The sequence below is a fragment of the Acidimicrobiales bacterium genome (assembly GCA_036378675.1).
Taxonomy (GTDB): Bacteria; Actinomycetota; Acidimicrobiia; order Acidimicrobiales; family Palsa-688; genus DASUWA01.
In genome coordinates, this window is sequence record DASUWA010000005.1 from 19,149 (window position 1) to 40,503 (window position 21,355).

At 66.6% G+C, this 21,355-nt stretch carries 18 protein-coding genes; 12 read left to right on the forward strand and 6 right to left on the reverse strand.

Annotated features, from left to right (window positions below; all coding sequences use genetic code 11):
• Positions 1-7 precede the first annotated feature (7 nt).
• From groES to guaA, 6 genes are all read left to right on the forward strand, one after another.
• Positions 8-298, forward strand: a complete 291-nt coding sequence (gene groES / locus VFZ97_01300; GenBank protein ID HEX6392044.1) for a co-chaperone GroES — start codon at positions 8-10, stop codon at positions 296-298.
• A gap of 3 nt (positions 299-301) precedes the next feature.
• On the forward strand, positions 302-1,951 hold the full coding sequence (gene groL, locus VFZ97_01305; GenBank protein ID HEX6392045.1) for a chaperonin GroEL: 1,650 nt from the start codon (positions 302-304) through the stop codon (positions 1,949-1,951).
• A 198-nt stretch (positions 1,952-2,149) separates the two neighbouring features.
• Entirely contained in the window at positions 2,150-2,401 is a 252-nt protein-coding gene (locus tag VFZ97_01310) for a hypothetical protein (protein HEX6392046.1), read from the forward strand.
• Positions 2,394-3,128, forward strand: coding sequence for a CoA pyrophosphatase (locus VFZ97_01315; protein HEX6392047.1), 735 nt, complete (start codon positions 2,394-2,396; stop codon positions 3,126-3,128). Before VFZ97_01310 ends, VFZ97_01315 begins: the two co-directional genes overlap by 8 nt.
• Positions 3,129-3,778: 650 nt before the next feature.
• The gene (locus tag VFZ97_01320) at positions 3,779-4,942 is read left to right on the forward strand and encodes a GuaB3 family IMP dehydrogenase-related protein (protein HEX6392048.1); all 1,164 of its coding nucleotides are present in this window, start codon (positions 3,779-3,781) and stop codon (positions 4,940-4,942) included.
• Between the two features lie 8 nt (positions 4,943-4,950).
• Positions 4,951-6,525: a glutamine-hydrolyzing GMP synthase gene (gene guaA, locus VFZ97_01325; protein ID HEX6392049.1), complete on the forward strand. Its 1,575-nt coding sequence runs from the start codon at positions 4,951-4,953 to the stop codon at positions 6,523-6,525.
• A 23-nt stretch (positions 6,526-6,548) separates the two neighbouring features.
• On the opposite strand, the gene VFZ97_01330 is transcribed toward guaA, so the two are convergent.
• Positions 6,549-7,466 (reverse strand): SDR family oxidoreductase, encoded by a 918-nt coding sequence (locus tag VFZ97_01330; protein HEX6392050.1) that lies wholly within the window; start codon positions 7,464-7,466, stop codon positions 6,549-6,551.
• 168 nt (positions 7,467-7,634) lie between these two features.
• Between VFZ97_01330 and pcrA the strand changes: the two genes are divergently transcribed.
• Positions 7,635-9,917 carry a DNA helicase PcrA gene (gene pcrA / locus VFZ97_01335; GenBank protein HEX6392051.1) on the forward strand — a complete coding sequence of 761 codons (2,283 nt, stop codon included), beginning with the start codon at positions 7,635-7,637 and terminating at the stop codon, positions 9,915-9,917.
• A gap of 12 nt (positions 9,918-9,929) precedes the next feature.
• Here pcrA and VFZ97_01340 read toward each other — a convergent pair whose 3' ends face one another.
• Positions 9,930-11,459: an LCP family protein gene (locus VFZ97_01340; GenBank protein ID HEX6392052.1), complete on the reverse strand. Its 1,530-nt coding sequence runs from the start codon at positions 11,457-11,459 to the stop codon at positions 9,930-9,932.
• Between the two features lie 221 nt (positions 11,460-11,680).
• Here VFZ97_01340 and VFZ97_01345 point away from each other — a divergent pair, with 221 nt between their 5' ends.
• The 4 genes from VFZ97_01345 (at position 11,681) to VFZ97_01360 (ending at position 15,429) form a co-directional block, all read left to right on the forward strand.
• Positions 11,681-12,097, forward strand: coding sequence for a cobalamin B12-binding domain-containing protein (locus VFZ97_01345; protein HEX6392053.1), 417 nt, complete (start codon positions 11,681-11,683; stop codon positions 12,095-12,097).
• 58 nt (positions 12,098-12,155) lie between these two features.
• Entirely contained in the window at positions 12,156-13,304 is a 1,149-nt protein-coding gene (sucC, locus tag VFZ97_01350) for an ADP-forming succinate--CoA ligase subunit beta (protein HEX6392054.1), read from the forward strand.
• A 94-nt stretch (positions 13,305-13,398) separates the two neighbouring features.
• Positions 13,399-14,283, forward strand: coding sequence for a succinate--CoA ligase subunit alpha (gene sucD / locus VFZ97_01355; protein ID HEX6392055.1), 885 nt, complete (start codon positions 13,399-13,401; stop codon positions 14,281-14,283).
• 6 nt (positions 14,284-14,289) lie between these two features.
• Complete coding sequence (locus VFZ97_01360) at positions 14,290-15,429, forward strand: glycosyltransferase family 1 protein (protein HEX6392056.1); 1,140 nt, start codon at positions 14,290-14,292, stop codon at positions 15,427-15,429.
• A gap of 22 nt (positions 15,430-15,451) precedes the next feature.
• Here VFZ97_01360 and VFZ97_01365 read toward each other — a convergent pair whose 3' ends face one another.
• From VFZ97_01365 to purN, 3 genes are read right to left on the reverse strand one after another with little or no spacing between them, the layout of a single operon-like run.
• A complete protein-coding gene (locus VFZ97_01365) occupies positions 15,452-16,333 on the reverse strand; it encodes a tetrahydrofolate dehydrogenase/cyclohydrolase catalytic domain-containing protein (GenBank protein ID HEX6392057.1) in 882 nt (293 codons plus the stop codon).
• Positions 16,334-16,361: 28 nt separating this feature from the next.
• Positions 16,362-17,879 carry a bifunctional phosphoribosylaminoimidazolecarboxamide formyltransferase/IMP cyclohydrolase gene (gene purH / locus VFZ97_01370; GenBank protein HEX6392058.1) on the reverse strand — a complete coding sequence of 506 codons (1,518 nt, stop codon included), beginning with the start codon at positions 17,877-17,879 and terminating at the stop codon, positions 16,362-16,364.
• Complete coding sequence (purN, locus tag VFZ97_01375; protein HEX6392059.1) at positions 17,876-18,460, reverse strand: phosphoribosylglycinamide formyltransferase; 585 nt, start codon at positions 18,458-18,460, stop codon at positions 17,876-17,878. The genes purH and purN overlap by 4 nt, the downstream gene beginning before the upstream one ends.
• A 54-nt stretch (positions 18,461-18,514) precedes the next feature.
• Between purN and VFZ97_01380 the strand changes: the two genes are divergently transcribed.
• Positions 18,515-19,378, forward strand: a complete 864-nt coding sequence (locus VFZ97_01380; GenBank protein ID HEX6392060.1) for a methylenetetrahydrofolate reductase — start codon at positions 18,515-18,517, stop codon at positions 19,376-19,378.
• Positions 19,379-19,428: 50 nt separating this feature from the next.
• Here the strand turns inward: VFZ97_01380 and VFZ97_01385 are convergent, their stop codons facing one another.
• On the reverse strand, positions 19,429-21,189 hold the full coding sequence (locus VFZ97_01385; protein HEX6392061.1) for a hypothetical protein: 1,761 nt from the start codon (positions 21,187-21,189) through the stop codon (positions 19,429-19,431).
• Between the last annotated feature and the right edge of the window lie 166 nt (positions 21,190-21,355).

Consider the following 21,355-nt stretch of genomic DNA (forward strand, 5'->3'; position numbering starts at 1 on the left):
AAGAGAAATGAGTCTGCAGCCGCTCGACGATCGCATTGTCGTCCGCCCGAGCGAGGCCGAGGAGAAGACCGCCTCGGGCCTGGTCATCCCCGACACCGCCAAAGAGAAGCCCCAGCAGGGCGAGGTTCTCGCCGTCGGCCCCGGCCGCCGCGCCGAGAACACCGGCGAACTGATCCCCCTGGACATCAAGGTCGGCGACAAGGTCGTCTACTCGAAGTACGGCGGGACCGAGATCACCATCGATGGGGAGGACCTCCTCATCCTCACCAGCCGCGACGTACTAGCAAAGGTTAAGTAACAAGTGCCCAAGCAGCTCAAGTTCGACGAGAACGCTCGTCGGGGCCTTGAGGCCGGGGTCAACAAACTGGCCGACACGGTCAAAGTGACTCTCGGGCCGAAGGGCCGGAACGTTGTCATCGAGAAGAAGTTCGGCGCCCCCACCATCACCAACGACGGGGTCACCATCGCCCGCGAGGTCGAGCTCGAGGATCCCTTCGAGAACATGGGTGCCCAACTGGTCAAGGAAGTAGCGACCAAGACGAACGACGTGGCCGGCGACGGCACCACGACCGCCACCGTCCTCGCCCAGGCGCTGGTCCGTGAGGGCCTTCGCAATGTTGCCGCCGGTGCCAACCCGACCGCACTCAAGCGGGGCATCGACAAGGCGGTGGCCGCATCGGTCGAAGGGATCAAGAAGCAGGCGAAGGAGATCGACGACAAGAGCGAGATCGCTCAGGTCGCTGCTATCTCCGCGGCTGACGCTTCGATCGGCGACGTCCTGGCCGATGCGATCGACAAGGTCGGCAAGGACGGCGTGGTCACGGTAGAGGAGTCCAACACCTTCGGCCTGGAGCTCGACTTCACCGAAGGAATGCAGTTCGACAAGGGATTCCTGTCGCCGTACTTCGTCACGGACCAGGAGCGCCAAGAGGCGGTCCTCGACGAGCCCTACATCCTGATCGCGAACTCCAAGATCAGTGCGGTTCACGACCTCGTGCCCGTGCTCGAGCGCGTGATGCAGGGCGGCAAGCCGCTCCTGATCATCGCCGAGGACGTCGAGGGTGAGGCCCTCGCGACGCTCGTGGTCAACAAGATCCGCGGGACCTTCACCTCGGTTGCGGTGAAGGCGCCCGGGTTCGGTGACCGCCGCAAGGCGATGCTGGGCGACATAGCCACCCTCGCCGGCGGCCAGGTCGTCTCCGAGGAAGTCGGGCTCAAGCTGGAGAACACCACGCTCGACCTGCTCGGCAAGGCCCGCAAGGTCGTCGTCACCAAGGACGACACCACGATCGTCGAAGGCGCCGGCTCCGAAGCGGACGTCAAGGGTCGCATCGCCCAGATCAAGCGGGAGATCGACGAGACAGACTCCGACTGGGATCGCGAGAAGCTCCAGGAGCGGCTTGCCAAGCTGTCCGGAGGCGTTGCTGTTGTCAAGGTCGGCGCGGCCACCGAGGTGGAGCTGAAGGAAAAGAAGCACCGCATCGAGGACGCTCTTTCGGCCACCCGCGCGGCGATCGAAGAGGGCATCGTCCCCGGTGGCGGCACCGCTCTCCTTCGGACCCGCCCGGCCGTCGACTCGGTCGTGTCGTCGCTCTCAGGTGACGAGGCGACCGGAGCGGGCATCGTCCGCAAGGCGCTCGAGGAGCCCCTCAAGTGGATCGCCTTCAACGCCGGCCTAGAGGGGTCCGTGATCATCCAGCAGGCAGAGCACGAGACCGGCAACACCGGGCTCAACGCGGTGACCGGGCAGTTCGTCGACCTTCTGAAGGCCGGGGTCATCGACCCCGCCAAGGTCACCCGCTCCGCCCTGCAGAACGCCGCCTCGATCGCCGGGCTGCTGCTCACCACCGAGGCGCTTGTTGCCGACAAGCCGGAGAAGAAGGATCCGGCCGCTGCTGCCGCTGCCGCCGCCGCAGGTGGCATGGGCGGTATGGGAGGCATGGGCTTCTAAGCAGGCCTCCGACCACCCGGCCATGCCGGGACCGAACCGCACCGAGTCGCCCGTCGTCCCCGCTGGGAAAACGACGAGGCGACTTGGCGCGCCCGGCCCCGCACAGGCTTAGGCGGGGTGGAGCGGCAATCGGGAAACTACCGGTGATCACCGCTTGTCCGGACAGGAGTCGCTGGCCACTCCCGTAGATTGAGGCTTATGGACCGACCGCCGCCCGACCCCGCCAAGTTGCTGAGCGCCTGGATGGAGTGGGAACGCGGCGACACGCCGCCGGGCCGAGTCATGTCGAACCTCAAGACGGGCGGGCTGCGCGAGCTTCTCGAGGGCCTGGCCGCGCAGGAGCCGGTTGCGGCCGGCGAGTCTGTGTCCACCAGCGCCTCCGGCTCTGAGGGCGCGGACGCGGCCGGCGGCGGCGCACCCTCCGCAGAAGACTGGACACCGGTTGTCTGAGATCGCCCACGATCCGGATTCCGGCGTCGCACAAGATCGAGGCGGACCGCAACTGATCCCCCGGCCGGCGTCGTTCCGGCCCGGGCCCGGTGCGCCCTGGAGCCGCCCCGGGGCCGTTCTCCCTGAACGGATCCTCGTGGCAGATGTTCGCGAGGCGCTGGCCGCCCGAGGCCCCACGCCCGAACTTCCCGAGGAGGTGCCTGGGGTGACGCTTCCCGGGCAGTCGCGGCAGCCGGCGGCGGTTCTATGCGCGCTGTTCGACGAGGCCGGGCAGAGTCACGCCGTGCTCACCCGACGGTCGTCGCGGTTGCGCTCCCACACCCACCAGGTGTCGTTCCCCGGGGGGCGGATCGATCCGGGCGAGTCGCCGGAGCAGGCCGCCCTGCGCGAAGCGCGCGAAGAGGTCGGAATCGACCCGTCGTCGGTCGACATCTTCGGGCAACTATCCAGCCTCTCGACATTCGCCAACCCGGCCCCTATAACCCCCTTCGTCGGTGAGCTGCCCGGGCGCCCGATACTGCGCCCCAACCCGGCGGAGGTCGAGCGCGCTTTCACCGTCCCGGTGATCGAGCTGACCCAACCGGACGTTTACCGGGAGGAGCTGTGGACCTTTCCCGACGGCAGAGAGCAGCCGATGAGCTTCTTCGAGCTGATCGGCGACACCGTGTGGGGGGCGACGGCACGGATGCTGCGTGAGCTGCTCGACGTGGTCCTTCTCGGGGGCTGATCGCCGGGCGAGTCTGGCCGGCCGACGGGCCAATTGTCAGGCTGTTGGTCAGGCTGGGGGCGCCGTCGGCCGATAAAGCCGGGGTGATCGAAGTGGCATTGCCGCTACCGCAACCCCCGATGAAGCCAGTACCCTTTAATTGTATGTTCTGCCCCCGATGCGGGACGGTCGCGGCGAAACAGCCGCCTGCACGCTGCACGCGATGCGGCGGCAACCTCGAGCGTCCCTCGGTCGGAGACCTGCCTGAGCCCCCGGTCCCGAGGGCCCCGACCCAGCGGGGAGAACTCGCTCAGCGAGCGGCCGGGATAGTGACCCAGGTGCTCGCCAAGCCCCGGGCGACCGCACCGACGCAGACTCAGATCGAGCCCAACGGGCAGACGCCGACCACGCAGCCGCAAGGCGATGAGCCGCCCGCGACTTGGCCTCCTCCGCCCGCCGCGTGGGAGCCCGCCGGCACAGGCCGGTGGAAGCCGCCTGCGCCTGCGCAGGCCGGCGACGGTCCCGCTCGATAAGCCTCGATAAGCACCGCGAACACACGTCCCGATCCCTCTTCAGGTGACCGGACGGCTCGTTCTGGTCGCGCTGGGAACCAGGCCTAGCCCACTAGGCTGGGGTCAAATCGACAACGACGCGAGCGACAGGGAGTGAGGGTGGCCGAGGTAGAGATCGGGCGAGGAAAATCCGGGCGCAGGGCCTACGGGTTCGATGACATAGCGATCGTCCCGAGCCGGCGGACGCGCGACCCCGAGGACGTCGACATCAGCTGGGAGATCGACGCGTACCGATTCGAACTGCCGCTGATGGCCTCCGCGATGGACGGGGTGGTCAGCCCGGCGACTGCGATCGAGGTCGGCCGCATCGGCGGCGTCGGCGTGCTCAACCTCGAGGGTCTTTGGACCCGCTACGAGGACCCCGACTCGCTGTTCGAAGAGATCGCGCAGCTCGACGCTGACAAAGCAACTGCACGTATGCAGCAGATCTACACGGAGCCGATCAAGCCCGAGTTGGTCACTCAGCGGATCCGGGAGATAAAAGACGCCGGCGTCGTGTCATGCGCCTCTCTCACCCCCCAGCGCACCCAGCAGTTCGCCAAGGCTCTCATCGACGCAGAGCTGGATCTGTTCGTCATCCAGGGAACGGTCGTTTCCGCGGAGCACGTCTCGAAGACAGTGGAGCCCTTGAACCTGAAGCGGTTCATTCGTGAGTTCGACATCCCGGTGATCGTCGGCGGGTGTGCTTCCTACCAGGCCGCCCTTCACCTCATGCGGACCGGGGCGGTCGGGATCCTCGTCGGCGTCGGGCCCGGCCACGCGTGCACCACACGCGGTGTCCTCGGTATCGGGGTTCCGCAAGCGACGGCCATCGCCGACGCGCGCGCCGCCCGCGCTCAGCATCTCGACGAAACCGGCGTGTACGTCCATGTCATCGCCGACGGGGGCATGGGCACAGGAGGCGACATCGCCAAGGCAATCGTCTGCGGTGCGGATGCGGTGATGATCGGATCTCCTCTGGCCGCCGCGATCGAAGCGCCGGGCAAGGGCTACCACTGGGGAATGGCGACGTTCCATCCGAGCCTTCCGCGCGGAGCGAGGGTCAAGACCACGATCCGCGGTTCCCTGAAGGAGATTCTGGTCGGACCGGCCCACGAGAACGACGGGCGACTCAATCTCTTCGGAGCCCTACGGACGTCGATGGCCACCTGCGGTTACGAGTCGGTCAAGGAGTTCCAGAAGGCCGAGGTAATGGTGGCCCCCGCACTCCAGACCGAAGGCAAGAACCTTCAGCGCGCCCAGGGCGTCGGGATGGGCCACTAACCGGCTCGGTGCCCGCAGCCAGCACCCCCCACGCTCTTTCGACCGACGGGCCGATACTCGTCGTCGACTTCGGAGCGCAGTACGCGCAGCTGATCGCGCGGCGCGTTCGCGAAGCCCACGTGTACAGCGAAATCGTTCCGCACACGATCACCGCCGCCGAGATCGAAGCAAGGAAGCCGGCAGGCGTGATCCTCTCCGGAGGCCCAAAGTCGGTCAACGTTGAGGGGGCTCCCTTGCTCGACCCGGACATCTACGGGGCGGGCGTCCCGATGCTCGGCATTTGCTACGGCGCACAGTTGATCGCCCGGCAACTCGATGGCGTCGTCGACGGCTCGGGAAAGGGCGAGTACGGGCGCACCACACTTTCGCTCACCTCCGACGGCCCGGCGCCGTCGGTGCTATTCGCCGGCGTTCCTCCCTCGTTCGACGTCTGGATGAGCCACTTCGATGCGATCACCCAGGCCCCGGCCGGTTTCCGCGCGACAGCGATGACCGCCGACGCCCCGGTAGCCGCGCTCGAGGATCCCTCCAGGGCCATCTACGGCGTCCAGTTCCATCCCGAGGTGGTCCACACCCGCGGGGGCCAGGAGATCCTGAAGGCGTTCCTGTACGAGGTCTGCGGATGCCGGCCGTCCTGGACGATGACCTCCGTCATCGAAGCCTCCGTCGAGGCGATTCGCGAGCAGGTAGGCAAGGAGCGGGTGATATGCGGCCTCTCCGGTGGAGTCGACTCCGCGGTCGCCGCCGCACTGGTGCACAAAGCGATCGGCTCGCAGTTGACGTGTGTCTTCGTCGACACCGGGCTGTTGCGCGCCGGCGAGGGTGATCAGGTCGAGACGACGTTCAGGGAGCAGTTCAACGTGGACTTGGTTCACGTGAAGGCGGGGGATCGTTTTCTCGGAGCGCTCGACGACGTGATCGATCCGGAGCGCAAACGCAAGATCATCGGCGAGACGTTCATCAGAGTGTTCGAGGAAGCGGCGGCGGATCTCGGCGAAGCACGGTTCCTGGTGCAGGGGACGCTGTATCCCGACATCATCGAGTCCGGCACCAAGGACGCCGCCAAGATCAAGTCGCACCACAACGTCGGCGGATTGCCGGACGACATGCAGTTCGAGCTCGTCGAGCCGCTGCGGAATCTGTTCAAAGACGAGGTGCGAGCGGTCGGCGAGGAACTCGGTCTGCCTGAGGAGATCGTCTGGCGCCAGCCGTTCCCCGGACCGGGACTCGCGGTGCGCATAGTCGGCACCGTCACGTCCGAACGGGTCGCGATTCTTCAGGCCGCCGACGCAATCGTCACCGAGGAGATCCGCCGAGCCGGTCTCTACCGTGACCTCTGGCAGAGCTTCGCCGTGTTGCCCGTGGTCAGGACCGTCGGCGTCATGGGCGACGAGCGCACCTACGCCTACCCGATCGTCATCCGCGCGGTCACATCCGACGACGCGATGACAGCCGACTGGGCGCGCCTGCCGTACGAGGTGCTGGAAAGGTTGTCGAGCCGGATCATCAACGAGGTTCCGGGTGTGAACCGGGTTGCGTTCGACATCACGTCCAAGCCGCCCGGCACGATCGAGTGGGAGTAGCGCTGCTGCGTTGAGACGGCGTGCTAACCGCGCCGGCCGTCCATCCCCGCGTTGGGGGCGGCACGCTCGACCAGGTCGGGGATGACCGCCCCGAGCTCTGCGGGATCCCACCTGTCGCCTTTATCGATGGCCGGGCCGGCGACCCAGCCTTCGGCCACGCTGATCTGCCCGCCGCGGACGTTGAACACCCGCCCGGTTACGCCCCTTGATTCGGGACTGCCCAGCCACACGACGAGCGGCGCGATGTTCGCCGGCGAGGACGCGTCGAAGCCTTCCGGCTTGCGGTTCGGCTGCTGGCCGGCGACGGAAAGGTTCTCGGTCATGCGAGTGAGCGCGACCGGTGCGATCGCGTTCACGGTGACGCCGTAGCGTCCCAGTTCCATCGCTGCGATGATCGTGAACGAGGCGATCCCGGCCTTCGCCGCTCCGTAGTTGGTCTGGCCCACGTTGCCGTAGATCCCTGATGGCGACGATGTGTTGACGATGCGGGCGTCGTTGTCCTCGCCGGCCTTCGAGCGCTCTCGCCAGTAGTCGGCTGCGATCCTGCTCGTCGCGAACGTTCCGCGAAGATGCACCCGGATGACCGCGTCCCACTCTTCGGGGGACATGTTGACGAGCATCCGGTCACGGAGGATGCCCGCGTTGTTCACGACCACGTGCAGGCCACCAAACGTGTCTATAGCCGTCTTGATCAGACGCTGCGCTCCCTCGAAGTCCGAGACGTCGTCGCCGTTGGCGAGAGCCTCGCCTCCCATTTGCCGGATGGTGTCGACGACCTCGCCGGCGGGTCCTTCGGAGCTGCCGGTTCCGTCCACTGCCGCGCCGACGTCGTTGACGACGACCTTCGCACCCTGGCGGGCGAACTCGAGCGCGTGCTCGCGCCCGATGCCGCGGCCGGCGCCGGTCACAACTACCACCCGGTCCTGGCAGATACCGATCATGGTCCGCCACTTTGCCCTAATGGGACTGGTCGCCGCCAGCAGGGGAGCGCCCGTCCGAACTCAAGAGCCCGCCAGAAGCAATGAGCCCCCCAGAAGCAATGAGCCCCCCAGAAGCAATGACTTGGAGACAGGGCACGGTCTCTCGCACCCGGTACCGTGGATCGGGCAATGGCGCTCGACTCCCACCCGGACGGGGTCCAGCCGGACTCCGATCCACTCGGCCACCAAGGGCGGTCCCTGCTCGACGGGCTCAACCCGGCCCAGCTTGCGGCGGTGACCCATCCCGGCGAACCGCTCCTGATCGTGGCCGGCGCCGGATCCGGCAAGACGCGAGTGCTCACCCACCGGATCGCCTGGCTGATCTCGGACAAGGGACTTTCCCCATACGAGATCCTTGCGATCACCTTCACCAACAAAGCGGCGGAGGAGATGCGCGACCGGGTGGAGGGCCTTGTCGGGCGGGTCGCCCAGCGAATGTGGGTCTCGACGTTCCACTCCGCCTGTGTCCGGATCCTTCGCCGCGACGCCGTCCGCCTCGGGTACCGGAACAACTTCACCATCTACGACCAGGCCGACTCGGTGCGGCTGGTCGGCTACGTCGTGCGGGACCTCGGGCTCGACCCCAAGAAGTTCCCTCCGCGCGCGATTCACGGCTACATCTCGGCGGCCAAGAACGAACTGGTCGACTTCGAGAGCTTCTCGGGCACTGCACGCACCCTTATGGAACGCAAGGTTGCCGAGGTCTACCGCGAGTACCAGCAGCGTCTCCTCGCTGCGAACGCAATGGACTTCGACGACCTGCTGCTCGTGACCGTCAATCTTTTTCAGGCTTGTCCCGACGTGCTCGCGCACTACCGCGAGCGGTTCCGTCACGTCCTGGTCGACGAGTACCAGGACACCAACCGCGCGCAGAACGAGCTGGTGCTCCTGCTTGCCGGCGAACACCGCCAAGTCACCGTGGTCGGAGACAGCGACCAGTCGGTTTACGGCTGGAGGGGTGCGGACATCCGCAACATCCTGCAGTTCGAGGAGGCGTTCCCTGACACGACCGTGATCGTGCTGGAGCAGAACTACCGATCTACTCAGACGATCCTCAACGCGGCGAACGCGGTCATCGCCAACAACGCGATGCGCAAGCCGAAGGCGTTATGGACCGAGCATGCCGGCGGGGAGCTCGTTGTCCACTACCACGCGGAGGACGAGCACGACGAGGGCTCCTGGTTGGCTGCGGAAGTCCTGCGCCTGCACCGAGCGGACGGTGCAGGAAGAGGCGACGGGACGGCCTACCAGTGGGGTGACATCGCCGTCTTCTACCGTGCCAACGCGCAGAGCCGAGCGATCGAAGAAGAGTTGGTTCGCCGAGACGTGCCGTACAAGGTCGTAGGCGGAACCCGTTTCTACGACCGCAGGGAGATCAAGGACGTCCTCGCGTACTTACGAGCGATCGCCAACCCAGAGGACGAGGTCTCGCTGAAGAGGATCGTGAATGTGCCGCGACGGGGTGTCGGTGATACGAGCGTCGACCGTCTCGACCGGTGGGCTCGACAGCACTCGGGTTCGTTCGCCGGCGCCATCGACCACGCCGAGGAGGCAGGCGTTACCGGAAAGGCGCTCGGGGGGCTTCGCGCGCTCATGGGACTGCTGTCGGAGCTGCGCGCAGAGCGAGATCAGGGCATCGGGCCGGCGGAGCTGCTAGAGGCGCTGATGGACCGAACCGGGTACATGGCCGAGATCGCCGCAGAGCACACAATCGAAGCGGCCGGGCGCATAGAGAACCTGGAGGAGCTCGTCGGAGCGGCACGGGAGTCGGAGGACCTGGACTCGTTCCTCGAACAGGTGAGCCTCGTTGCCGACGCAGACGAGGTCGACTCCGACACCTCCAAGGTGACGTTGATGACCCTGCACACCGCCAAGGGCCTGGAGTACCCGATCGTGTTCATAATCGGGATGGAGGAGGGCGTCTTCCCGCATCTGCGTTCTTTGGGTGAACCAGACGAGCTCGAAGAGGAGCGCCGGCTTGCGTACGTCGGGATCACCAGGGCGCGCGAACGCCTGTACCTCTCCAACGCGTGGTGCCGGACTTTGTGGGGCCAGACCCAGTACAACGCTCCGAGCCGGTTCATCAACGAGATCCCCGAAGCCCTCGTGCGCACCGACGGCGGCAGCCGGCGAAGCGGGGGCGGGACGAGGCCCGCCGGACCGGGTGGGATCAGCGGCAGGGACGCGATAGTGGAGGCGGCGATGCGGCGGGGCAAGGTTGGGCCCGTGCACGGAACCGGCGCAGATCGTCTAGGCCTGCGGGCCGGCGAGACCGTGGTTCACGCCAAGTGGGGCGAGGGCGTGGTGATTTCGGTGCAGGGGGAGGGCGAGAAGGCGGAGGCGAGGGTCCGTTTTCCGTCCGTCGGCGAGAAGCACCTCGCGCTTTCGCTGGCGCCGCTGAAGAGGGCGTGAAGCGCCGGCTGTTTACTGGCAGTTGGCAGGCGGCGGCCCTGACTGGCCGGGGAACTCGTAGACGGTCGAGTTGGTGCCCGGAACCGTCGTCACAGTGGTCGTCGGCCCGGCGCTGGCCGCGCCGCCCGCCGCACCCGAAGCCGATCCGTCGTAGGAGCTTCCGGTGATGATCTCGAGGTTGTACGGCGTCGGTGTCAGGTCTGGAGCCAGAACGAGCGTCGCCCCACCGGGTACCTTCGCGGCGATCTGCTCGGCGGCGGTCTTGGAGTCGGGGGCGTAACGGATCTCGGTGGTGGCGTGGCCGTAGCCGGGAGACGCGACGATCCCCGCGTGGTAGCCCTGCCCGGTCAGCCAGGTGGCCAGCGAGTTCGCCTGGCCCGAGTTGCCCGAGCCGTTGGCAACCTCGATGCTCACCGACCTAGGAGCGACCGTCACCGGCGGCATAGTGACAGCCGGAGCGGTGGGGGACGAGCCCGAGGGCTTCGACTGAGACGGGGCCGGCGGAGGCGTGTTGCCGAACGCGTTGAACGCGGCGATCGCCTGAGACGCCTGGGGCTGTTGCAGTCCGAGCACTTCGGCGCCGCCGGCGGTCGTGAACCCGTACGTCGGGATCGTCAGCGCCGGTAACGCACTTACGTTCATCGTCCGGAAGTCCCGCGCAAGATCCAGCATCAGGGTGGAACCGAAGCTGCTGTCGACCGTCAGGTTCTTGGTGATGCCAGCGATCACGCTGTTTAGAGCTATCGGGTTGGTGAACTCGCCCTCGGCCTTCTTGATCAACTTCTTCACGAAGGCTTGCTGGCGCTGGATCCTGGCGAGGTCGCTGAGTCCCTCGTAGTGCCAGGATCCGTTCAGGTTGTACTGGTAGTGGCGGGAGCGAACGAACGCGAGTGCCGAGTCTCCCTGGAACGTGTAGCAGCCAGGTGTCGGGATCGCGAGACCCGAGTAGGCGTCCTTGGCGGGGGTGGGGAAGTAGAACTTCACTCCGCCGACCGCGTTGCTGATGTCGCGGAAGGAGTCGAAGTTCACCTCCACGTAGTGGTTGATCGGGACTCCCAGATCCTGCTGAATCGTCTGGACCAGAAGAGCCGGCCCGTTGTCAAAGGCCGAGTTGATCCGATCGCTGCCGTGACCGGGGATCGGCCCCCAGAGGTCGCGGGGGATCGACATGATCATCAGCTGTCTTGCCGCCGGGACGACCCTCACCAGAATGATCGTGTCGGATCGCTGGCCTCCGACCTGAGATGACGAGCCGAAGGCCTGCGAGTTGGGGTTGTTGGCGGAGATCGCAGCGCGGCTGTCGCTGCCGACCACTAGAAGAGTGAACGGCGCGCCTCCACCCGTGCTCTTCTCGGTGAGAGTGCTCACGTCCTTGGTGTGGATCTGAGCGAAACGCCACTTGACGTACCCGTAGGCGCCCGCCGCACCGACAATGGTCAAGCCCACCAGCAGGTTGGCGACGACGAGAACCCGGCGAGGCCAGCGACGGCGGGTGATCAGCCGCGGCCCGCGAGGGAAGCGACGGCCGCGCGGACCGGGCACGGCCGAGTGCGTGCCGATCTCGGAGGCTCCTCGGGTTCCCCACCCGCCCTCAACGGGCGGCCGGCGGTAGACCGTTCTGGGGGGAAGCTCATCATTCGATGCGATTGGGAAATTTTACCGGGAGGCGTCCCAGGGATTGGGGTCGCGTACCGGCGTGCGTCCCGCCTGGTGAGGACGTTGGTTGGCCCGCGTACGTGGCGACCTGCGAGTATCTGTGGCCGATGGAACGGCCCTACCGGGTGGTGGTCGCCAAACCTGGATTGGACGGACATGACAGGGGAGCGCGCGTCATCGCTCGCGCGCTCCGGGAGGCGGGGTTCGAGGTCATCTACACCGGCCTGCACCAGACGCCCGAGCAGATCGCCGAGACGGCCATCCAGGAGGACGCCGACGCGGTCGGGCTGTCCATCCTTTCCGGGGCTCACATGACGCTGTTCCCCCGCATCATCGGCGAGCTCGATAAGCGCGGCGCCGGCGACATTCTCGTTTTCGCCGGCGGGATCATTCCCGACGCCGACATACCTGAGCTGGCCAAGGCCGGGGTGGCGAGGATCTTTACTCCCGGTGCGCCGCTCGGTGAGATCACCGGCTGGCTGGAGCAGACGTTGGACGAGCGGGAGACAGCCGGAACGGCGTGAGGCGCGCCGGCCGTTGGCTTTTTTCTGCTGATTCCGAGGAGAGAAGACAGGAGCGAGAGTGGATCTGTTCGAGTACCAGGGCAAGCAGTACTTCGCCCGTTTCGGCATACCGGTTTCAGCCGGCGGGATTGCGGACACGGTCGAAGAAGCAGTCGCACAAGCGGAGAAGGCCGGCTACCCGGTAGTGGTCAAGGCGCAGGTGCAGGTCGGCGGGCGGGGCAAGGCCGGCGGAGTGAAGCTCGCCAACGACGAGAAGGAGCTGCGCACTCACGCCGGCAACATTCTCGGACTGGACATCAAGGGTCACGTCGTTCACCGACTGTGGGTCGAGCACGCTTCCGATATCGCCAAGGAGTACTACGCGAGCTTCACCCTCGATCGGGCAGCGAAGAAGTACCTCGCCATGGTCTCCGCGCGGGGAGGCGTGGACATCGAAGCGGTTGCGGACGAAGACCCCGCCGCGATCGCGCGGCTCTACATCGATCCCGCACAGGGTTTCAGCGAGGGGGCCGCGCGCCAGCTGGTTGAGGATGCAGGCCTGGATGCCGAAGCTCGTGACGGTGCCGCCCGGATCCTCGTCGATCTGTTCCGCTGCTACGTCGAGGGCGACGCGGACCTGGTGGAGATCAACCCCTTGATCCTGACGCCTGAAGGGAAGGTGCACGCGCTCGACGCGAAGGTGACTCTCGACGACAACGCTGCTTTCCGGCATCCGGAGTGGGACGAGTTCAGGGACATAGACGAACTCGACGAGCGGGAGCGCCTCGCCAAGAGCAAAGGGTTGCAGTACGTGGGGCTCGAAGGTTTTGTCGGGATCATCGCCAACGGAGCGGGCCTGGCGATGAGCACTTGCGACGTCGTCAATCAGGTAGGCGGGTCGCCCGCCAACTTCCTCGACATCGGTGGGGGTGCCAACGCCGAGGTTATGGCGAACGCTCTCGAGGTGATCAACTCCGACCCGAACGTACGGGCGATCTTCATCAACATCTTCGGCGGCATCACGCGCGGTGAGGAGGTCGCCAACGGGATCGTTCAGGCGCTCGGGAGGGTCAGCATCAAGGCCCCGATGGTGATCCGTTTGGACGGCACCAACGCGGACCAGGGCCGGGAAATCCTGAAGGCGGTCCTCTCGGACAGGGTGATGTCCTCACCGACAATGTTGGACGCGGCCCGTAAGGCCGTCGAGCTCGCGGGAGTCGGCGGATGAGTGCAACCCGGGACCACGGCCGCCGGCGGGGCTGGGGCCCCCGCCTGGCGGAGGAGGCCGGGCCTGCGGGGCGCCCGGCCGGGAAGGAGAATCGATGAGTGTCTTTGTAGACGAGAACACCAAGGTGGTCGTGCAGGGCCTGACCGGAGGTCAGGGACGCTTCCACGGTTTGCGCAACAAGGCTTACGGGACCAAGGTCGTCGCCGGCGTCACACCCGGTAAGGGCGGCCAGGACGTGGAAGGGATACCGGTTTACGACAGCGTTGCCGAGGCGGTCGAGGCGACCGGAGCCAACGCGTCGTTTGTTTCGGTTCCGCCGAAGAGCGCGCCCGCGGCGATCCTGGAAGCCGCCGCCGCCGGGATCCCGTTCGTGGTGTGCATCACCGAGGGCATACCGGCCCACGACGAGGCGCGCGTGTACAACACGCTGATCGAGTCCTACCCGGGGACCCGGCTGCTCGGCCCCAACTGCCCAGGAGTGATCAGCCCCGGCAAGTGCAACATCGGCATAACCGCCGGCGAGATCGCCTTGCCGGGAGGGCCGGTCGGGATCGTGTCCCGTTCCGGAACATTGACCTACCAGGCGCTGTACGAGCTGAAGCAGCTCGGGATCGGAGTCACCACCTGCGTCGGCATCGGTGGGGACCCGGTCCCCGGGACGAACTTCGTCGACTGCCTCGCCGCATTCGAAGCCGACCCCGACACCAAGGCGATAGCAATGTTCGGCGAGATCGGCGGCTCCGAGGAAGAGAAGGCCGCCGACTTCATTGCCAAGGAGGTCAGCAAGCCGGTCGTCGCTTACATCGCCGGCGTGACCGCGCCTCCCGGAAAGAAGATGGGACACGCCGGCGCGATCATCTCGGGTTCGAAGGGAACCGCGCAGGCGAAGATGGAGGCGCTGTCGGCTGCCGGGGTCCATGTCGTGCAGAACCCCACCGAGGCGGGGGAGAAGATGGCGGAGATCGTCAAGGGGCTTTAGCTTCCCTTGCTCGTAAGCATCGACGCTTCCGCGGTTCCGTCACAGGCCGGGGGTGTCGGCCGGTACGTGGCCGGGCTCCTCGGCGCCTTGGACGAGCGCGACGACGTGTCTCTCGATGTGATCACCAGTAGGAGCGACTCTCAGCGATGGCGGACCGCAGCTCCGGGCGCGTCGATAAGCGCGGCCGCGCCGAGATCGGTGGCAACGCGGCTGATATGGGAGCAGGCGGCCATGCCACGGCTCCTGCGCGACATAGCGCCTGCCGTGCACCACTCGACCCACTACACGCTGCCGCGTCGCGCGAAGGTCGCGAAGGTGGTCACCATCCACGACCTGACGTTTGTCGAGCATCCCGAATGGCACTCGAAGTCGAAGGCGTTGTTCTTTGCCCATGCGATCAAGGTCGCGGCACAAGAGGCTCAGGTATTGATATGCGTGAGCCGCACCACCGCGAACAGGTTGACGGCCCGGTTCAAGCTCGCGGGTCACGTCATGATTGCTCCACACGGAGTGGACACCCAGCGCTTCCAGCCGACCGAGGACAGGAAAGGTTCGGATGCCGAGGCGCTGCGACTGACCGGCGTGACCGCTCCGTATGTTCTCTACCTCGGAACTGTCGAGCCCCGAAAAGACGTGCCGACTCTCGTTCGGGCGTTCGGTCGGATCAGCGGCAGCCACCCGACGCTGTCGCTGGTCATCGCCGGCGGCGGGTGGGCAAGCGAGGAGAAGCGATTGAAGAGAGCGATCGGCGCGTCGAGCCATCCCGAAAGGATCAAACGGCTCGGCTTCGTGCCCGACAACGACGTGCCACCCTTGCTACGCCAATCAGCCGCGGTGGTCTACCCGTCGATCGAGGAGGGCTTCGGCCTGCCGGCGCTGGAGGCACTCGCATGCGGCGCACCCACGGTTACGACAAGAGGGTCAGCAATGGAAGAGTTCACCGACGGCGCCGCCCTCATGTTCGATCCAGGTGACGACGCGACCCTGGCCGAGCTGATCCACCAGCTCGTCATCGGCGATCCGACCTTCGACGCCCGCCGTTCACCAGGATTGGCGATCGCCGCGGCGCACACCTGGGAGGCGAGCGCCGAACGGCACATAGACGCCTATCGCGTCGCAGCCGGTATGACGAGCCACAGTAACTGAGCCGCGTTCCGGCGGGATCTCGTTAAAGACTCGCCCTTCGTTCGGCAGCGGCGACAGTGTTGCGCAGCAACATCGCAACCGTCGTAACACCAACCCCGCCGAGACGCGGGGTTATCCACCCGGCCACTTCGGCGCACGACTCGTCGACATCGGAGAGGGCTTTGCGTCCCTCCCAGGTGATGCCGCCCCCGATGACGCACGATCCCGGGCGGATGACGTCCGGGGTGATGATAGACGGCACGCCCGCCGCACCGACGACGATGTCGCCTCGCCGGGTGTACTCCTGCCAGTCCGGAACTCCGGTATGAACCGATGTCACCGCCGCGTTGGCACCCGGCTCCTTGAGCGACAGAAGCATCGACAAAGGACGTCCCAGCGTGGGGCCTCGCCCGACGATCACGACGTTGCGCCCCGCGACCGGAACGTCGTAGTGGGCGAGAATGGCCTGAATGCCGAGCGGGGTGCACGGCCGGGGATGGTTGGGATCTCCCAAGGCGAGGAAACCGAGATTGGTCGGATGCAACCCGTCGGAATCCTTCGAGGGGTTGATCGCGGCGACCGCCTCGTTGAAATCGAAACCCGCGGGCACCGGGTACTGAAGGAGGTACCCATCGACCAGCGGATCGGCGTTCAGCTGCTCGACCGCCTCGATCAGCTCGGCCTGCGACGCGTCCGCCGAGATCCGGACGTCGACCGACAGCATCCCTACCGACTCGCATGCCTGGTGCTTCTTGGCGACATAGCCGGCGCTGGCGGGATCGTCACCCACCAGGATCGTCGCCAAACCGACGGATTTCCCCTCCGAGGCGAGCTTCTCCACCCGTTGCTTGACGTCCTCGGTCACCGCGTCGGCGACCGGTGCGCCGGCCAAGATCACGGGTTCGCCGATCTTCGGGGCGCTCATCGCCCCCTCCTCACGAATTCGAGAGGGCTCAATGCTGGAACTGCCTTTCTCCCGTGAACACCATCACCAGGCCGTGCTCGTCGGCGGCTTCGATCACCTTGTCGTCGTTGACCGATCCTCCCGGTTGCACCACTGCGGCGACGCCGGCCGCGGCGACCGCGTCGAGCCCGTCCCGGAAGGGGAAGAACGCGTCGCTTGCTGCGGCGCCGCCCTTGGCCCTGCCCGCGGCTCGAGCCGCAGCGATCTCACCGGGAGTGACCCGGTTCTGCTGACCGCCGCCGATGCCAACAGCCATCCCGCCGGCAGCCAGGACGATCGCGTTCGACTTCACCCACGCGCAGACCCGCCAGGCGAGCTCCATGTCCCGCCAGTTGTCGTCTGTCGGCTGGGCCTTCGTGACGATCCTCCAGCTGTCCCGGCCGGATCGGAACTCGTAGGGGTCCTGGACCAGCCATGAACCCCCGATCTGGCGAAGGTGCAAGGAGTCGGTCCCGGGAGGCGGCGCGGAGAGTACCCGCATGTTCTTGCGCTTGGCGGCGAATAGCGCCAGCGCGGCGTCGTCGTAGCCGGGAGCGATGAGGACATCCGCCTTGGCGTTGCCGACCATCTCGGCGGCGACCTCCTCGGTCACCGGGCGAGTCAGCGCGACGATGCCGCCGAACGCCGACATCGGGTCGCCCTCGAACGCCTTGTCATACGCGGTGAGCGCATCGTCGGACACGGCCGCGCCGCAAGGATTGGCGTGCTTCACCACGACCGCTGCAACAGCCCCGAGATCTTCGAGCTGGTGCGCAAGTCTCCACGCCGCGTCCGCGTCGTAGAGGTTCAGGTACGACAACTCCATCCCGCCGTGCTGCACCACGCCATCCCACCAGCTGGTGTGGCCGATCTCGCGGTAACGGGCGCCGCGCTGGTGCGGATTCTCGCCGTAGCGAAGCACCTGAGCCTGTTCGAGGGCGAGATGGACCGTCGCGGGCAGGTCGTTGTCCTGCCCTGCTTCGTTCCTGGCGAACCAGTTCGCGATCTCGGCGTCGTAGGCAGCTGTGTGGGCGAACGCCTTGGCCGCCAGCCGCCGGCGACGATCTTCTGAAACCTCACCGTTCGCCCGGAGATCGTCGAGCACGGACGCGTAGTCGTCGGGGTCCACGACCGACGCGACATGAGCCCAGTTCTTAGCGGCCGCCCGCACCATCGTCGGACCCCCGACGTCGATCAGCTCGATGGACGGCTTAGAGGTGAACGGGTACAGGTTGCAGACAACCATCCCAATCGGCTCGATCGACTGGCGCTCGAGGTCGGCGACGTGGTCGGTCTTCGAAAGGTCGGCGAGGATCCCTCCGTGCAGCCGAGGGTGCAGCGTCTTCACCCGACCGCCCAGCATTTCCGGCGCCTCGGTGATCGACTCGACCGTCTTATGCGGGATGTCAGCCGCGCCGAGGGCACTTGCCGTGCCTCCGCTGGCGATCAACTCGTGACCCAGCTCGACCAGATCCCTGGCGAAGTCTTCCAAGCCGGTCTTGTCGTAGACCGAGAGCAGGACCCTCACTGCGGGGCTCCTTTCATGTCGTTCAGAAAAATGCGGATCGTCTCCGGGTAGAGCCGTCTTTCCACTTGCTTGATCCGTTCGTGAAGTGTCTCTTCGGTGTCGCCGGGTTCCACCCTCACCGCCTCTTGGGCGAGGATCGGTCCGGCGTCGACATCCTCGGTGGCGACGTGGACTGTCGTACCGGTGACCTTCACCCCCGCTTCGAGGGCGTCGCGCACGGCGTGCCACCCCTTGAACGCCGGCAGAAGAGCAGGATGAGTGTTCAGAATTTTACCGGGATAGACGGCGAATATGTCGCTCGAAAGGACCGTCCCGAACCCGGCCATCGCGACGACGTCGATCTGGTGCCGCTTTAGGGCGTCGATAACGCGATTGGTGTAAGCGACGCGGTCGAAGTCCTTGCCGAAGCTCTCCCGCTCGACCACTTCGACGTCGATTCGAGCCTCCCGGGCCAAGTCGCCCGCCCGGCAAGGCCGATCGAGGATCACCGCCGACACCGCCAAGCCGGAGTCCAGGATGGCAGCCAAAACCGTGCCGGAGCCCGACGCAAGCACGCCCAGACGCGGAGTCTCCTCGATCACAGGATGACGCTAGTCGACCGGTTGCACGTCGCCTAACCCCACTAACCTTCTCGCATGTCCCGGATAGCCGACCTGCTCGCCGCGGGCCGCACCTACTCGTTCGAGTTCTTCCCCCCGAAGAACGACGAGGAGCACGCTCGGCTGGTCCAGACCCTGATGGAGCTACAGCCGCTGAAACCGTCGTTCGTGTCGGTCACCTACCGGGGCGGCAGGTCGTCCCGGCAGCGAACGCACGATCTGGTGGTCGGCATGCTGCGGACCACGACCTTGAACCCGATGGCGCACCTGATCTGCGTCGCGCACACCAGGCTCGAGCTGGCCGAGATACTCGTCGAGTTCCGCAAGGCCGGTGTCGAGAATCTGATGGCGCTCGGTGGGGACCCTCCTACGGACCCCGACGCAGTCGAGGGCGAGCTGGCTCATGCGATCGAGCTTGTGGAGTTGGCGAATGCGATCGGCGGCTTTTGCGTCGGAGTTGCTGCGCATCCTGCCGGGCATCCACGCTCGCCGGACATGCGGACGGATCGCGACCGCCTCGCGGAAAAGATGCGGCTCGCCGACTTCGGCGTCACGCAGTTCTTCTTCCGGCTCGACGAGTACCTGTCGCTTCTCGAGGACCTCGCCGCGCGAGATGTCTCGAAGCCGGTGCTTCCGGGAATCATGCCGATCACCAGCCTCACCGCGGTGCCGCGCATGGCCCGCATGGGCGCGCCCGTCCCGCCAGAGGTGGTGGAGGTGCTCGAGTCGGCCGGCGATCCCCAATCCGTGAAGGCTGCGGGCATCGAGATCGCCACCAAGCTGTGTCAGGACCTCCTCGACGCGGGCGCCCCGGGGCTGCACTTCTACACGCTCAACACGTCGCAAGCGACGCGCGACATCTACACCAATCTCGGGCTCGGAGCATCGGCGATCCTTTGATCCTGCCGGGCGTTAAGGCTTCCGCCCGGCCGGTGTCCCTGTTCGGTGTTTCAGCAGGCGTAGTCGAGGTCGTAGCGAGATGGAGGGCCGGGCCAGGAGCCCGGGAAGCCGCCCTTGTAGCCGTACTGGACGTAGCGCAACACCCCGCCGGCGAACCTCTCGGAGGGGTCGCCGCAGAAAGACGTGGCCGTGAACCCGGGACCTGAGAGGTTCCCGGCTCCGGGCACCCAGATCTGGATACCCGGGATGGACCAGCCGCCCGTGATGATGCCCCACTGCCGGGGGCTCGAGTAGATGCCATAGGGAGCGCCGCTGCGCCGCAACGCGTCGAGGGCTCCCCGGATCACCTGATCGTTGGTCCCCGCGTCGCTCCAGCCCGATCCTGTCTCGATGTCGAGCCACCATTGCCGTGCGTGAAACCCGAGCGAGTTCGAATAGGCGACCCAGTGGTCTGCCCAGAACCAGCCGTAGTTGTAGGCCAGGCACGCGCCGTTCGACCCGCACACTCCGGCGGGACCGCTCATCGCTTCGGGAGGTAGTGGGTTGGGCAGGCCGTCCATGAAGATGTACGACTGAAGGTTGGGTCCCGCCCAAGCGGCCTCGGCCGCGTAACAAGGATTGGCCGGCCAGTTCAAGGCCCCACCGGTGACCTGGACGACCGAGATGGCGAAGTGCCCGCCGGGAATCGCCCCGCATTGATAGCGGGAGATGTCCATGCCCGTAGAGCCGGGCGGCACGACCAGGCCGGAAGGGGCAACCGAGGCCAGCGGAGCGGGTAGGGGAACGGGCGGCATGGGAGGCGGCGGAGGCGGGGCGACAGCCGATCCGTAGAACGGGGCGTCGCCGAAGGTGAACACGCCCCCGTCGCTTCCGGCCAACCAGTACCCGTTGCCCGACTGGGTGGTGGCCACGCCGACGACTGAACCGCCCAGCTTCCGGCCTCCAAGCGATCCGAAGTAGGGGGCTCCGCCGAAAGTGAACACCCCGCCGTCGCTTCCGACGAGGTAGTAGCCGTTCCCGGAGGGGGTGGCCGAGATGCCCACGATCCGGCCGTTCAGCTTCTCGCCTCCCAGCGATCCGAAGTACGGTGCGTTGAAGGCGAAGATGCCGCCGTCCGAGCCGACCAGCCAGTAACCGCCGGTCGCCGGGTCGACCGCCATGGCGACGACCTGGCCGTTCAGACGGTGGCCTCCCATCGATCCGAAGTACCGAGCGTCGCCGAAGGTGAACACCCCGCCGTCTCGGCCGACGAGGTAGTAGCCGTGGCCGCTGGGCGTCGCCGCCATGCCGACGATCTGGCCGTTGAGCTTTACGCCGCCCTCCGAGCCGAAGAAACCCGCGCCGCCGAGGGTGAACACGCCTCCGTCCGACCCTGCGAGCCAGACGCTCGACCCGTTGGTCGCGGATCCGACGATCCGGCCGTTGAGCCAGGTGCCCAGAAGGGTCGCGGTGTCGGGCGCGCCGAACGAATACACGCCGCCGTCGCTGCCAACCAGGCGGTAGCCGGTTCCGGAAACGTTGATGATCCCCGACATCGGGCGGTCAGGAACGTAGGAGATCGACCTCTGGTTGACAGGGGCGGGCGGCAGGGGCGCCAGCTGCGGGCCGGTGGCGGCGCCCTGGGATCCCGGCGCGACCGGCGCCGGCACGGAGGCCGCCTGGACCGAGGTCGACTTTCCCGCGGCGCAATTCACGAGAGGCGCCAGGCATCCACCAATGACCGTCGACGCGGTCGCCGGCTGCGCCAGGATCACCGCGCCGGCGACTCCCGACACCGTCGTCGCCCCCGCGAGAGCCAAAACCCCGACCATTGCGGCGGAACCGGAGTTTTCGGCGATCGACGAAATACCCTGCAAAACGCCGCGTTTCGCTGCGCGATGGGCGCGGCGGCGAGACCTCGTGGGCGCGCCCGATGCCGCGCGGCGTGACTTCTGCTGCATGATTCCTTTCCCGCCCCGAAGAACCTGCCCCCGGGTA